General features: G+C 49.7%; 12 protein-coding genes and 2 pseudogenes. 7 read left to right on the forward strand and 7 right to left on the reverse strand.

Going from position 1 to position 13,715, the window contains the following annotated elements; all coding sequences use genetic code 11:
• Positions 1-260: 260 nt before the first annotated feature.
• Positions 261-770 carry a MarR family winged helix-turn-helix transcriptional regulator gene (locus ACL2XQ_RS11175; RefSeq protein WP_413730228.1) on the forward strand — a complete coding sequence of 170 codons (510 nt, stop codon included), beginning with the start codon at positions 261-263 and terminating at the stop codon, positions 768-770.
• Positions 771-973: 203 nt separating this feature from the next.
• Here the strand turns inward: ACL2XQ_RS11175 and ACL2XQ_RS11180 are convergent.
• From ACL2XQ_RS11180 to ACL2XQ_RS11195, 4 genes and pseudogenes are all read right to left on the reverse strand, one after another.
• A pseudogene (locus ACL2XQ_RS11180) lies at positions 974-1,603 on the reverse strand (transposase); the annotation flags it as partial.
• A 68-nt stretch (positions 1,604-1,671) separates the two neighbouring features.
• Complete coding sequence (gene ltrA / locus ACL2XQ_RS11185; protein WP_413731055.1) at positions 1,672-3,180, reverse strand: group II intron reverse transcriptase/maturase; 1,509 nt, start codon at positions 3,178-3,180, stop codon at positions 1,672-1,674.
• 641 nt (positions 3,181-3,821) lie between these two features.
• Positions 3,822-4,274: a helix-turn-helix domain-containing protein gene (locus tag ACL2XQ_RS11190; protein WP_413730229.1), complete on the reverse strand. Its 453-nt coding sequence runs from the start codon at positions 4,272-4,274 to the stop codon at positions 3,822-3,824.
• A gap of 17 nt (positions 4,275-4,291) precedes the next feature.
• Complete coding sequence (locus ACL2XQ_RS11195; RefSeq protein ID WP_203524861.1) at positions 4,292-4,774, reverse strand: transposase; 483 nt, start codon at positions 4,772-4,774, stop codon at positions 4,292-4,294.
• Here ACL2XQ_RS11195 and ACL2XQ_RS11200 point away from each other — a divergent pair.
• Positions 4,759-5,613 (forward strand): DMT family transporter, encoded by an 855-nt coding sequence (locus ACL2XQ_RS11200; protein ID WP_413730230.1) that lies wholly within the window; start codon positions 4,759-4,761, stop codon positions 5,611-5,613. The two genes, ACL2XQ_RS11195 and ACL2XQ_RS11200, sit on opposite strands and share 16 nt — an antisense overlap.
• 188 nt (positions 5,614-5,801) lie before the next feature.
• On the opposite strand, the pseudogene ACL2XQ_RS11205 reads toward ACL2XQ_RS11200, so the two are convergent.
• Both ACL2XQ_RS11205 and ACL2XQ_RS11210 read right to left on the reverse strand, forming a co-directional pair.
• Positions 5,802-5,951 (reverse strand): annotated as a pseudogene (locus ACL2XQ_RS11205) (aldo/keto reductase); the annotation flags it as partial.
• 356 nt (positions 5,952-6,307) lie between these two features.
• Positions 6,308-6,589: a helix-turn-helix transcriptional regulator gene (locus tag ACL2XQ_RS11210; RefSeq protein WP_413730231.1), complete on the reverse strand. Its 282-nt coding sequence runs from the start codon at positions 6,587-6,589 to the stop codon at positions 6,308-6,310.
• Positions 6,590-6,925: 336 nt separating this feature from the next.
• Between ACL2XQ_RS11210 and ACL2XQ_RS11215 the strand changes: the two genes are divergently transcribed.
• The 5 genes from ACL2XQ_RS11215 to ACL2XQ_RS11235 all read left to right on the forward strand — a co-directional run bounded on the left by ACL2XQ_RS11215 (position 6,926) and on the right by ACL2XQ_RS11235 (position 11,788).
• Positions 6,926-7,138: a hypothetical protein gene (locus tag ACL2XQ_RS11215; RefSeq protein WP_413730232.1), complete on the forward strand. Its 213-nt coding sequence runs from the start codon at positions 6,926-6,928 to the stop codon at positions 7,136-7,138.
• Positions 7,139-7,161: 23 nt separating this feature from the next.
• Complete coding sequence (locus ACL2XQ_RS11220; protein WP_413730233.1) at positions 7,162-7,794, forward strand: hypothetical protein; 633 nt, start codon at positions 7,162-7,164, stop codon at positions 7,792-7,794.
• A gap of 640 nt (positions 7,795-8,434) precedes the next feature.
• Entirely contained in the window at positions 8,435-9,763 is a 1,329-nt protein-coding gene (ltrA, locus tag ACL2XQ_RS11225) for a group II intron reverse transcriptase/maturase (RefSeq protein WP_413730234.1), read from the forward strand.
• Positions 9,764-10,595: 832 nt separating this feature from the next.
• On the forward strand, positions 10,596-10,976 hold the full coding sequence (locus tag ACL2XQ_RS11230) for a carboxymuconolactone decarboxylase family protein (RefSeq protein ID WP_413730235.1): 381 nt from the start codon (positions 10,596-10,598) through the stop codon (positions 10,974-10,976).
• Positions 10,973-11,788 carry a hypothetical protein gene (locus ACL2XQ_RS11235; protein ID WP_413732600.1) on the forward strand — a complete coding sequence of 272 codons (816 nt, stop codon included), beginning with the start codon at positions 10,973-10,975 and terminating at the stop codon, positions 11,786-11,788. Before ACL2XQ_RS11230 ends, ACL2XQ_RS11235 begins: the two co-directional genes overlap by 4 nt.
• Before the next feature lie 236 nt (positions 11,789-12,024).
• Here ACL2XQ_RS11235 and ACL2XQ_RS11240 read toward each other — a convergent pair whose 3' ends face one another.
• A complete protein-coding gene (locus ACL2XQ_RS11240; RefSeq protein WP_413730237.1) occupies positions 12,025-13,119 on the reverse strand; it encodes a GGDEF domain-containing protein in 1,095 nt (364 codons plus the stop codon).
• Positions 13,120-13,715 lie beyond the last annotated feature (596 nt).

Consider the following 13,715-nt stretch of genomic DNA (forward strand, 5'->3'; position numbering starts at 1 on the left):
CAACCGGCAACAAGGAGAATGGCTGGACACGGTGAAAGAAATCGACATGCAGCCAACCGGGCTGAATGGGTTCGGCGCCTGATGCTGTTTGCTCAGGGGCGCTATGCGATCAGTTTAGATGGTGATGGCGACGTGGAAGATCCCGCAGAACAGCATTGGATAAGAACACCTACATAGTTAGTGGATAATACTTGCCAAGTAAATGCATGAGTGATACATGTATAACAAGCTAAGTATTCATAACCCAATGGGGTGTGCTGATGAATCAGTCCGAACTACGCCTACTTAACATCATGGGGGCTTTTTGCCTCTCAGTTTCCGATCGTATCTCTGCCGCAACGAGCGAAGCCTTGGGAATGAATGCCTCTTATCCTTCTGCGCTGGTTCAAATTGGCCTTTTCTCTAATCAGCTAAGCAATTTGCAGTCCGCATTGTCGTTGGGGCAGTCAGCTGCCACGCGCCTGGTTCAGAAACTGGAAGAGCAGAGTTTGGTTTATAAAGAGCGCGCGGTCACAGATAGTCGTTCAGCTACGTTGCATTTAACCAGTAAAGGCATGGAAGAAATGCAAAAAATCCTCAAAGAGCGATATAGCGTGTTGGAGCAGCTTATTTCTCCGTTAAAAGGGGAAGAAAAAGACATTTTTTTGGTGCTTATTTCAAAAATATTAGAAAATACCGTGACCGACCGCCAGACGTCAGATTCTGTGTGTCGGCTTTGCGATTTGAATGCTTGTCCGCAGGAGTGTTGTCCAGCAGAACCGTCAAAATAGTTATTATTTTATTTAAACCACACCAGGTGGACTATGATACCAAACGTTCATATTAAGGGCGCTGCGTTTGCTATTCTGGCAGCTTTTTGCTGGGGTATGGCCTTAGTCATGTCTAAGGGGGCTTTGCAAAGCTTTCCGCCGATAATGCTCTTATTAATACAACTTCGGCGGCTGTCAAGGATGTTGGCACCCTTAGTCATTTTTTATGCTGCATTTTCCAGCGCTGTTTCCGGCTTATCCGGATTCAACATCACCACTTCGACACGTTGCCATTGGCGACAGTGTTTTGACCATCGTTCCGGGTTGGCCCTTTGGGCTGATTCATACAAGGCTTTTCGGTTTGCCAACAGGGCAATGTCATGCCCCTGATGGCGTTGTTCCGGCGTCACATAACCGATAGCGCTATGCCGGTGCTCTTCGTTGTACCATCGGCTAAAACACTCAACCCACTGTCTTGCCTCATTTAGGTCCAGGAAGCCCGATGACGGCCACGCTGGAACATATTTCAGCGTTCTGAACAGCGACTCTACATACGGATTGTCGTTGCTGACCCGCGGCCGGCTGTGCGAACCGGTGATCTGCAGTTCTTCCAGCTTTGCTTTCAGCGTTTGGGATTTCATCGGCGCCCCATTATCGGCGTGCAGCACCAAAGGTTGCCGGTAGCACTGTTCACGCAGCACGGTACGCTGCAGCAGGGCGGCGGCCTGGTCACCATTTTCTTCTTCGTGAACCTCGTAACCGACGATTTTCCGGCTAAAGATATCTTCTATCAGATACAGATAAAAATACCGGCCACGGACTCGTGACGCGAGTAGAGTAAGAGACAAGGCGTAGTCGAACTATTTCCTTGCCTCTCCTCTCCGAACCGGACATGCACCTTTCAGCGCATCCGGCTCTCCATTTATACACGGCTCATGGCCATGGCAACGTCGCGATAGCGTGAGGTAAACGTATTGCGTTCTTCCTTCCTGAGGTAAGGATTGCTTTCAGGAAGTCGCCAGCGGAATTGCCGTTTACCTCGCCCAACTAAACGTATCAGTTCCACCCGGCATCGACTGCTTTGGCGATTGGTACCAAACAGAACCCAGGTCTTTGCTGACCCGTTGAGCGGGAGCTTAAACCAGCGTCGCATCAGCGGCTTGATTGCTGTCCGGTATTTCCGCGACAGCCAGTGTGTCAGTTTCCAGAACACCACACCGTCGATATGGCTGAACACTTTGGCTTTGAAGTCGACAAATTGGTAGAAATTCGCCCAGCCTTGAAGCTTCTTGTTCAGTGTGTCGACCATATCGATCTTGTTGGCGTCGAAGTTTCCCGACAATAACTGAGTCAGCGATGCGGCGAAGTTTCTTGCCTTTTCTCGTGGGATCGTGCTGACTACCCGCATTATGCCGTCGCGACTTCGTTTCCGAATAAGCCGATGACCGAGAAACGTGAAGCCGTCGTTTACATGGGTGACCCGGGTCTTTTCCATGTTCAGCGCCAGCTTCAACTTTCCTTCAAGCACATCGCGACATTCGTTCCGAATGGCTTCAGCATGCGCTTTGGTACCCTTTACGATAATGATAAAATCATCAGCATAACGGCAGTAAGCTACAGCGGGTTGCCATTGCCACTTCCCTTGGATCGCCGACCGACGACCGACCTTGATGCTATGGTTGTTATACCATCGGTCTTGACGCGGCTTTGTACCAAGATAATGGCGCTCAAGATACTGATCGAATTCATGCAGCATAATGTTCGCCAGTAGGGGCGAGATAACCCCGCCTTGCGGAACCCCCTCGCTGGCCGCACGAAACAGTCCGGCATCAACATGGCCGGCTTTGATGATTTTCCAGAGCAACGACAAGAACCGCTGATCGCAGATCCGTCGCCGTACCGCCTTCATCAACAGCCGGTGATGTACTGTGTCGAAGTAACTGGAAAGGTCACCTTCGATGACCCACCGTCCACTGGTGTCACGTTTATCTGTCAGTTGAAGTTTCACTGTGCGGATAGCGTGATGCACACTGCGTTCCGGACGAAATCCATAGGAAAGACGGTGGAAATCACTTTCCCAGATGGGCTCCATTGCCATCAACATGGCCCGCTGGATAATACGATCCCGTAATGTAGGTATCCCCAGTGGGCGCAGTTTCCCGTTCGCTTTTGGAATGTACACACGCCGGGCGGGGGCCGGTTGATAGTCACCCGACAGTAGTTCCTGACGGAGCTGAGCCAGAGTTTCCAACAACCGGTTTTCCAGATGCAGTTTGGTTATGCCGTCTATCCCAGGCGTGTAACTACCTCGGGATGCCAGCGTTTTCCGTGCTGCTTCTGCCAGCCATATCGGGTGTGCAATCAGGCGCAATAACCGATCCATTTTACGATCCGGCTCGGTATCCGCCCACGTTGCCAGTTTGCATTGCATTTCGCTGATTATCAAAGGTCTTCACCTCACTTCAGTCAGGTAGTTTGTTCTACAAACATATATAAACTGCTCCCCTTCGCCATGTAATGGGCTTTCCCCATCGCGGACTACTACGGGAGCTCCGCCAGCCTGTTTGTCATCGGGGTCATGCTCCCTTAACAGCCAAACAGACCTTCCCCGGTTTACTGACCTGAACTCAAACATAGTGGGGTGGATGCCGATCGCAGTCTTTACCCTCATCATTCTGTGAGGCGATAACGCTCTGACACAGAATTGTGGTATTGCGTCAGTCCATGGCCATATTCGTGGCTGTAAAGTGGCCAATCGACACGCTCCATCCTACATGTAAAGAACGTCTAACGTTGTACCCCCTGTTAACCCGTGTAGGGGGTGGTGACATTTCAACCCATAGACGCGGATTAATCGGTTCATGTTCTTCATCCGTCCACTACTCAGCCTGGAGGAGCATCTTGGCTTAACGAGTTCGCCTCACCCCCCGTTGTCAGCGGGCTTCATCACCTCACCAGCATACAATGAGACACTGCCGCTCGGGCTCATGTGTCTGCACAACCAGACACTGCCGCCGCTTGTCAGACTCCTGTCGACAAGCGGCGGATTTCAGATCAGTTCGTGGCTCATATTTAGCTTCCTTGCCAGCCCTGAGCTCCGGGCGCACGCCAGGTGATGTCCCATGTCCACACGTGGCGGGGCGCAAGCGCCTGATAGCTGGTCGGTTTATTGACCTTCAGCGGTGCCCGGCTACGCCCTCGATGATGCACCTGACCGTGGCGCCGCAGGATCCGGTAAAACGTCGATTCGCTGGCTAGATAGACCCCTGTGTCCGCCAGACGTGGCACGATTTGCGCCGGCGGCAAACTGGCATACTCCGGCTCGTGACACACGGCCAGTATTTGATGTTCTTCGGCGAGTGTCAGCTTATTGGCCGGTCGTGGGCGCACCGCCGAAGGCCGGCGGTCTTCGGCCTGCCCGTTCCAGCGCCGCCAGGTGCGCAGGCTGATGCCCACTTCTCGGCAGGCGGGGAGCAAGCGCGCACCGGCGCTCGTCGCCTCGCCTATCCACCGGATAAATTGCACTCGCTCGTTCGCTGGCGTCAGTCGTCCTCGTCTGCTATCCCGTAATAACCATTGAGCTTTTTTCGCAACACCAGCAACGCGGCCGCCTCCGCCAGGGCTTTTTCCTTTCGGGCCAGTTCTCGCTTCAGCCCTTTGATTTCTTTTTGGGCCTGTTTTTGCGACTGCCGGGTATCGGGTTGTGGCGTTTGAAGGAAGTCTTGTTTCCACTGGGCTATTTGTTCTGGATAAAGCCCTTTACGACGGCAATATTCGCCTAACTCGGCTTGACTGAGTGTGGCAGTTTCCACGATCACGGCAAAACGGGCTTCGGTCGACCATTGTTCGGTAGTTTTATTCGCTCCGGGCACGGGCTTTCCCTCCAATTTGGCCTGAATACGCCAGTTGTAAAGGGTAGCTTCCGATATTCCTTCTTGCTGTGCAAGTGCGCTAACAGTCATGTTGTGAGGAGGTAATAATTTGTCCAAAACAGCAGCTTTACGTTCAGGTGAATAACGTTTCATGTCAGGCTCCACTACCCCCAATTAGATTTTCAGTAGGGGATGCCATCTATCCTGACAGGGGGGGACTTACAGCCAGCGTTGTTTTTATATGGTGTATTGTTCTTATAAAGAAAATAAAAATTCCAGATATACGATCATTAAAAAAGGTGAGTTTTCTCGGTCTTTTTGAGCCATTTTTGACCTATATCCTGGTGTTGATTGGCCTCACGTTCGCCAGAGCAACGGATGCGGCACTATTACAGTCGTTAGAATCAATATTTATAGTGATCATTGCCGCGTTGTTTTTTAAAGAAAAATTAAGTAAATTGTTCATTATGTTATCGTCTTTCATTCTGATTGGCCTCTACTTTTCAATAGGAAGTAGTCTGTCAGAATTGATACATAATGGTATGATAGGGAATCTTCTTATTATTTCCGGTATGCTTGCCGCTGCCGTATATGTTATGATGACATCGCGCTCGATAGCGGTTGCAGATGCCATTATCATTGTTGCTTTTCAACAAGTCACTGCACTTCTTGCAACAACATTAGCTTTTATTATCGAGTATATCGTTACCGATTATACATTCTCTATTCCATCGATAGGCATTGTGTTACTGGCGATAGCATCCGGTATCCTTCAATATGCTCTCGCATTCACATTTTATTTAATTTCATTAAAAAATATCAGTGCAGGATTAGCAGGAATGTTTCTAAACTTGGTCCCTATTTTTGGGATCTTCGGCGCATACCTGTTTCTAAGAGAAAAGATGGAAAGCATTCAGATAGTGGGAAGTATTATTACTATCTGTGCGTTGCTTATGATAAGTATGTTATCAAGTAAGACAGGTGAACATTAATGTAACTCTGAAAATTCCAGTAAGGAGAAAGGTATGGAAATTCAACAATTACTCGGTAAAATTCCGAGGAGCCATCTTGACTCTTTCGGTAAAGATATAGACAAAACCAATGAACTTCTTTTCAATGAACCCGATAAAGAAAAAAAGAAAGAGATCCTTTTTCATTGGGTCAAGCGATTTCAACCTTGCAGGGTAACGCCGCGGTCAAGCGCGTGGCGGATGACGGCGATCGAGCCGGTCTCGTCGCTGTGGTCGCCGTAGAACGCACTCATGCCCATGCAGCCGAGGCCCAGGGCGGACACGGTGGGGCCGTTACGGCCAAGAGTACGGATCCTCATAAAAATACTCCTGTTATCACCTGATTATCGATCCGGGGGCGGACCCTCCGTCTCCGGTCCTGTCTTCATGTTCAGACGATTCTATACCTGCCGGCCGTTGCGCTCCAGCGGCGTGAGGCGGGTACTGAGAGATGGTGTGGCAGTAGTACGCAAGACAGAATGGTGCCCTTTAGGATTGGCGTGTGGTCTGTCCAGCAGATATCCTTGGGGTATCCATTCGTTGCAGCATTAGGACGAACGCAACCGACCAGCGGATATCCTCGTTTCAGCCTGACATAATACTATAGGCATATACGTCCCCGAACGTTGTCGGAAAATCAGCCAACGTGGTTGTTGCTATCAAATAGACTTTTTACCTACTTTTCTTTGGTGTCGGTAGCACAGTGAGAGTTCTCTGCCTGATAAAGCGCTAATACTTTATCAGCAAAATCATCACTTTTGATGTAAAAGTAGCATTCCGGTACGTGCAAGATTTCCGCCATCAGGCAGGCGAGCGAATATTTTGGCGTATGAGTCCCCAATTCATATTGTGAAATGCGTTGTCGGGCGGTAGCTTCCTCAATGCCAATCATTACCCCCAGCTTCTCTTGCGTCATGTCACATAATCTTCGCGCTTCTTTGAGTCTTTTTCCTATCATCGGTCGCCCAGACAATCAATTATCCTTGACGCCTGTCTAGCATTCCTTTACATTTTATGTGTAAAGTAAAACCTTTACATCGCTACACGACAACACCAGGGAACCGGTCACGTTCTTGGGTTACACTGGGTTCGTGACCCTTTTCATTGGCTCCGGCCATGATGTCCGGGCGTTGTCGTGTACGCCTTCCGTTGAAGTCCGTGATTAAAGGGTTTTACAAGCCGGGCCAGAGCGCGTAATTTTTCATCAGCCAAAAAAACACCGGCATCCAGTGCCCCTGGGGAAACACCTGAATCGGTTTACTGATCGCGTTATACAGCAGCCAGGGGGGCATGTATGATGGAAAATTTTATCCCGCTTACCTCAATGGGGCAGCAGCGCATCTTAGCCGATATGGCGGCTTTTCATGCTATGCGCCTCAAGCGTGATGGGGCATCAGCACTTAAAATCAGTGAGCTTGAGTTGGCGCAGCCACCCGCCATGCGGATGTATTTTCGGTGCCGCTTAAAATATTGGCAGAAGCTTTACAGTGTCGTTTTTTCTCTCTGAATAATCACAGGAAGGCAACACTCATGTCATCCCAGAATGATGTCACGCTTATCCGAAACATGGTGTTAAACCTCATCAAGCGCGAGAATGCGCAGCGTATCCCCAAGATAGTCGTCCATATGCCCCGACTATGGCTGGCCCTACTGATTTGGGCCGGAAGTACGCTGATGGCGGGTATGGTACTGTACCGATTCTGGCCTGGTCTAGGGCAACTGATAGTGCTGGGTGCTCTTTTCGGGGGGCTCGTTTGGACCGCGTTTACGCTCGCTGGCTCGCCTCTCGTAAGGCGTAGCGGGCTGTATCATCTGCCCGATAATATTCCTGCCCTACCCATCACCGGCTCAGATCTGATTGCCCTGAGTCAGACCAGCGACGCATTGCAGAGCGCGGTTAAAGTGTTTGTCGTGGAGCATAAGGACATTGGCTATGGTGAGTTGTATCGACTGGCCAGGGATATTCATCACCAGGCACAGTACCGTAAAGCCTTACGGCGCCGTCTGATAGCCCGCTATCAATCGCCGAGTTTCCCAGTACGCAACGAGACGTTCGGCCAGCTGGCTCGTCCAGCGGCCAGCACGGATACGCTTATCTTGTCTCGTTCATCCGTCCCAAAGTCCAGACCTGCGCGTTCATCCACTATATCCCGTAAGATCTGAGGTATTTATGTACCCACAAATTGCCCATTTCGCTTGGTGTGGACTCGTCGCGATAGAGCTGGCGTGGCAGGACGGTCGTATCGTTGCGGATGCGGGAGAGCAGCCGTTTATTATTCGTGCGCCAGGCATGGCGCGTAGCGCCCTGACGGGTGCTGTCCCCTGGCCGTGGTGGCCAAGGGGCGACTTGGAGGTGAAAGTCCTCTACACACCCGGCAAGGGGAAGTGTTAGCTGAAGGCAAGGGTGTCGCGGGCGATCGCGGATCTGAAGGAAGCTGAAAGCAAAATGCCGGCCTGACGTACAGGAAGCGGATCAGGCGGCGCAGCGGGGTAAGACGGCGAAAATCGTTAAAGCCCAGTACTTGCACGGAACGCTGTGACGTATATCCGACAGGCATAAGCAGGAAGGTCGCGCGAATTACCCTGGGAGATCTGCACGTTTGCCATAGTGCTACCGCGCGTCGAGAGGCGACGGGATGAGCGTGCAGAAGTCAGCCGAGGCCGTAGTAAGTGACGATTAACCCCGTCACCAAGGGCTGAACAGGTTATACCGCCAGTAGGCGTTGGAGTCTCGTCGAATGCTGAAACACCGAATATTCTCCCCGAGAAAACTGTTTCCCCGAGTCCCGGACGGTATCCGAGGATGATGGCCGACAGTGTGCAAGCATCGGCGACGTCTGCGACGTGGACGAACGCGGAGCCGGACACGCTGATGGAGCGGGTGCTCGCACCGGCGAATCTCAAGCGTGCGTATCAACGCGTAGTCGGCAATAAAGGCGCACCGGGTGCCGATGGCATGACGGTGGCTGAATTGGCCGGCTACGTGAAACAGTATTGGCCGATCTTAAAGGCCCGGTTGTTGACAGGGGAATATCATCCGCAAGCGGTACGCGCGGTTGAGATCCCCAAGCCCAAAGGTGGAACCCGCCATTTAGGTATCCCCAGTGTGGTGGATCGCCTGATTCAACAAGCCTTGCTACAACAGCTCACGCCAATCTTCGACCCGCTGTTCTCGGACTACAGCTATGGCTTCCGTCCGGGGAAAAGCGCCCATCAGGCAGTCGAAACGGCCCGCGCCCACGTAGCTGCCGGGCATCACTGGTGCGTGGAACTCGATCTGGAAAAGTTCTTTGATCGCGTTAACCACGATATCCTGATGGCCCGCGTACAGCGCCGGGTTGAAGACAAACGCGTGCTTACGCTTATCAGTCGCTATCTTGAGTCCGGGGTGATGGCGGGTGGGATACTGAGCCGACGGCAGGAAGGGACGCCGCAAGGGGGCCCGCTCTCGCCGTTGTTGTCGAATATCCTGCTCAACGAACTCGATATCGAACTGACAAAGCGGGGTCATCGCTTCGTGCGTTATGCCGATGATGCGAACATCTATGTGCGCAGTCAACGGGCTGGCGAACGGGTAATGGTAAGCGTGGAGCGCTTCCTGAACCAGCGGTTAAAACTGACGCTGAACGGGGAAAAGAGCCGTGTAGCCGAAGCCTGGAAATGTGACTACCTCGGCTATGGGATAAGCAGGCATCGACAGCAACCGAGACTGAGAGTAAGCATGGCAAGCCAAGGCCGACTGCGCGACAGGCTGGGGGAGATGTTGCGGGGTGCGCGGGGACGCAAGATGGCAAATGTCATCGAGCGAATAAACCCGATACTGCGCGGCTGGGCCGGTTACTTTAAGTTAAGTCAGAGCAAAAGGCCTCTCGAAAAGCTTGATGGCTGGGTGCGGCATAAACTGCGATGTGCCCTATGGCGCCAATGGAAGAATCCCTCGACAAGGGCACGGAACTTGACGCGCTTGGGGCTGAATGCAGAACGCGCCTGGAAATCGACGAGCAATGGACGAGGTCCCTGGTGGAACTCGGGAGCGTCGCATATGAATCAGGCGTTGCCGAAGAAATGGTGGGACCGGCTTGGACTGGTCTCGATACTGGATACGATAAACCGGCTAAACCGTATAGCCTGAACCGCCGTATACGGAACCGTACGTACGGTGGTGTGAGAGGACGGCGGGAGCAATCCCGCCTCCTACTCGATGCTGGCTTCAGCAGGCCCAGCAGCAAAAACGCTTCTCACGCGATATTGCGCCGGTGTTGCTGTCGTTGCTCAGACTTGGCCAAATAAACCCGGCCTCGACTCGGTTGAAACACTGTTTGTTGTATTACTGGGAGTTAGGCGCAGACCAACTGTCGCAACACAGTGACATGTATCGTTTGCACTGCGCATTGACGCTTTTGCAATTGGACGGTTGGCAGAATGCGTTTACCTCGTCGCAGCGAAGTCGCGAAGGGCACAGAACATTTTTTCCCAAGGGAAGGGGAATATTAGTGGACCCCCAGGCTTTGGCAAGCGTGTTTGATGAACAGGGGCGCCAACAGAGTCCGTTATTACTGGACGTCGAGGGCACGCCGGCCGCCATTCGGGCGATATTGCGATGTTGTGGATTTTGCGCTACACCCGCAGACAGTTCCCCCCGAAGACTTATTATCACGCCCAGTCAGTAACCCCACTGATGTATTTTTTTTCGGGAAATTGCAGATTGGCGACGCCAATGAAGATTGCTGTTGAGTGCAATTTTTAGTCGACATCAGCACCTTTCTTTCAATAGAAGATTTCTCATACAGCTCAACGGCCCATTGTCGCGGGCTAGTAATGGTGGTGGCCCTGCTTATCGGTCTGCTCGCACCAGTCGTAGATCAATGAATTCATTCATACCCAAAAGGTATCACAAAAATGATATTGGATTAATACGAAGGCGAAACATACAGTGCAAGTATCAAAACCCTTCAGGAGTGAATATGAATAACGAACGCTATGAACGAGGCCTGGCGAAGCTTAAGGAAGTTGATGGTCAGGCAGGAGAGAACGTTATTGAGAGCCTGAAGGACATTGCACCAGATTTTGCCCGCCTGCTCATTGAGTTTCCGTTCGGCGATATCTATTCGAGGCCGGGACTCGACCTCAAGAGCCGAGAACTCGCTGTGGTAGCCGCGCTAACCGCCACGGGAAACGCTTTGCCGCAACTCAAGGTACATATCCACGGCGCTCGCATTGTCGGCTGCTCTCAACAAGAAATCGTTGAGATCATCATGCAGATGGCGGTTTATGCCGGCTTTCCCGCAGCACTTAACGGACTGTTCGCCGCCAAAGAAATTTTCTCACAGGAGGTAACAATATGAGGCACATATTCTACTCAGTGTGGTTGGCGTTTATTATGGCAGTCTCGCTGAACCTGCCTGCCTCGGCCCAAGCGCAATCAGTAGTCAATTGGACGTTGGATCGGACCGCAGTCCATGAGGGACTCAGTTCACCGGTCGGTATGGCCTACGACATGCGCGGCAACCTTTATGTGGCGAATTGGTCGGCCGGCACTGTGTTGCGCTTCACGCCTAATGGCGAACGTGTGGTCTTTGCCAGTGGCCTCAGTGGCCCGTCTGGATTGGCTGTTTCATCCACGGGAGATGTGTACGTCGCCTCCTACAACGAAGACCTGGTGTGGCGTTTCACACCCAACGGCGATAAGACTGTTTTCGTACAGGGGCTGGCAACGCCGGCGGGTCTCTCTTTTGATATGCGAGGTCGCTTGCTGATCGCGAATCGGAAGACCAACCAAATTCTTGCTGCCCATCCAGACGGAAGAATAGAGATCGTAGCCGAAGGTTTGCAAACACCGGTAGGTGCTGTAGAACTGCCCAATGGTGATTTACTGGTCAGTAATATTGCGGGCGGAATATCCCTCGTATCCAATGGGATGAAGGCAAAAACAATCAATACCGAATTCACCAGCCCAGGCCCCGGCATCGTCCCAGCAGGTACAGATGCAGCCTATGTTGTTGACTATGGCGGGACGACTGTCAGCCGCGTCGACCGAGAAGGTACTCGCACGGTGATCGCTGATGGACTGATCAGCCCGGTAGGGTTGGCACGTGCACCTGATGGAAGTCTACTCGTGGCTACGTGGGGGGCAAACGCCGCGTTTCGAATCCGTTAACGCTGCCGTCCTAATATTACAGCCCGAGGGAATTCTTAATGTTCGAACTCATTAGATCACTGCTTGCCAGAAGAACCATGGCCCTTTCACTTCACAGTCTCTCGCTGATCCCCGTTCATGCTGCTGCAGCGACTGATTTTTTAAAAATGTAAATAGAATGATCCATATCACCATAGGCTTTAAATTTTCACGGCTGACTTTAATCAGGAAAATATAAGTGTAAATAGCATTTTCAGTTATTTATGCAAAAAATCTGAAGCCGCAGTTAAGAAATCGTTCATTACGACAGTGTTTTTACCTTGCTTTTTGGCTTTATAAAGGGCCAGATCGGCCTGATGTATACTCTTCATAAGATCTTTATCGGCATAATGCATGCTCACCCCGATAGAAACAGTGATATTGAATGGCTGTTGTGAATTTCCCAGAAACAGCGTTTTTGAAACTGCTTGCCTGATACGCTGGCAAACCAACAGCACCGCAGCGGGATCCTGATTTTGGATGAACATGATAAACTCCTCACCCCCGTAACGGCCGACAAAATCCTTAGCTCGCGTTGTACCTCTAAAAACATCAGCTATTTCATAGAGTAATTGATCGCCGACAAGATGCCCATAACGATCATTGACAAGCTTGAAATCATCCAGATCAATCAATACCACCCCGAATGAGTTTTTCTTTAGAGCGAGTCGGACAATTTCTTGATCAACCCGTTTGCGGTTATTTAAATTAGTGACGCTGTCAATCATGGCGAAATCCTTAATCATTATATTGTCTTTAATATAGGATTTCTGAGCCATCAGTGCATAATATATGATCAGAAAACAAAAACACTCCAAAAGTGTAGAAACTATCAGAGAGTTTATATCATGCGGTGAGTTATTAATAAAATGAAACGTAATAGTGTTGTAGAGTAGAATGATAAACACAATAAACAGAGGTATTCTCGATGATGTGCTACGCCATATTTTAAAGGGAAAAAGGGTTAGTGGGACGAGGCCCATAATCATCTTTTCATAAAGGTCTCCATCAATATTAATGATACCTATTGCCAGGGATATTAAACCACTGACCCAGCCGCCAATTATTATTGTTAAAATTACGGGTAAACCAGTGAAACTAAAAACGGGGAAACCTGTTGTCAAAACCCCATGTTGTTGTTGAATGCTCAAGGTAATAAGTCCGCCGACAACACCAAATATAACACGCTTGCTGTAGGATGCATCAAATGAAAAGGCTTCATTGCGGCTAAGTAAAAAAATGCTTGCAGAAAAAGTTGCAAAAATGATGCAAATGTTAACATAAACACTCAGACTCAATGCAACAATTCCCATAACTGTGCACCCTAGCTTAAATAATAACAATCTTGCAATATTTTATATATTGCATCAAATGAAGCTCACCAGTTATATATTTTATTCTAAATCTTAATACTTCGTCGATATTCCTTTATGAACGACTTAACCTTACCAAGGCGACACAAAGCCTAACTTCAAATTAAACGCCCTTAGCATTTATTATTCTAATCGTTTATATCGATCGTAAAAACCTTATTGATAGATAAAACCTATCAATATTTGAGTAACTATTGTTATTAACGATCGATTCCTCTATTATGATGAATTAATGATCAGCAGTTGATTGATAATTAATCTATAGATGAATTATCATGAAAGTTTCAATTTATATCGTCAGAAGTATTTCATGAAGGCATTAGTAAACTATTCTGCAATGTAATAGAAAATAGTTTATGGGAAATAAAAACAAACCTGAAATTGAAAATTAACGGCTGATCTATTTAAAAAAAGGCATAAATGATGAAGTGAAAATGTTACTTTGTGCAAATTTTTATTTATCACATCGAAATGATGATTTCTATTTCATTACGTATCACAAAAATGATTTATATTTATTGCTCTCCTGGGAAATA

It is taken from the genome of Sodalis sp. RH14 (assembly GCF_047324285.1).
In the GTDB taxonomy this organism is placed as follows: Bacteria; Pseudomonadota; Gammaproteobacteria; order Enterobacterales; family Enterobacteriaceae; genus Acerihabitans.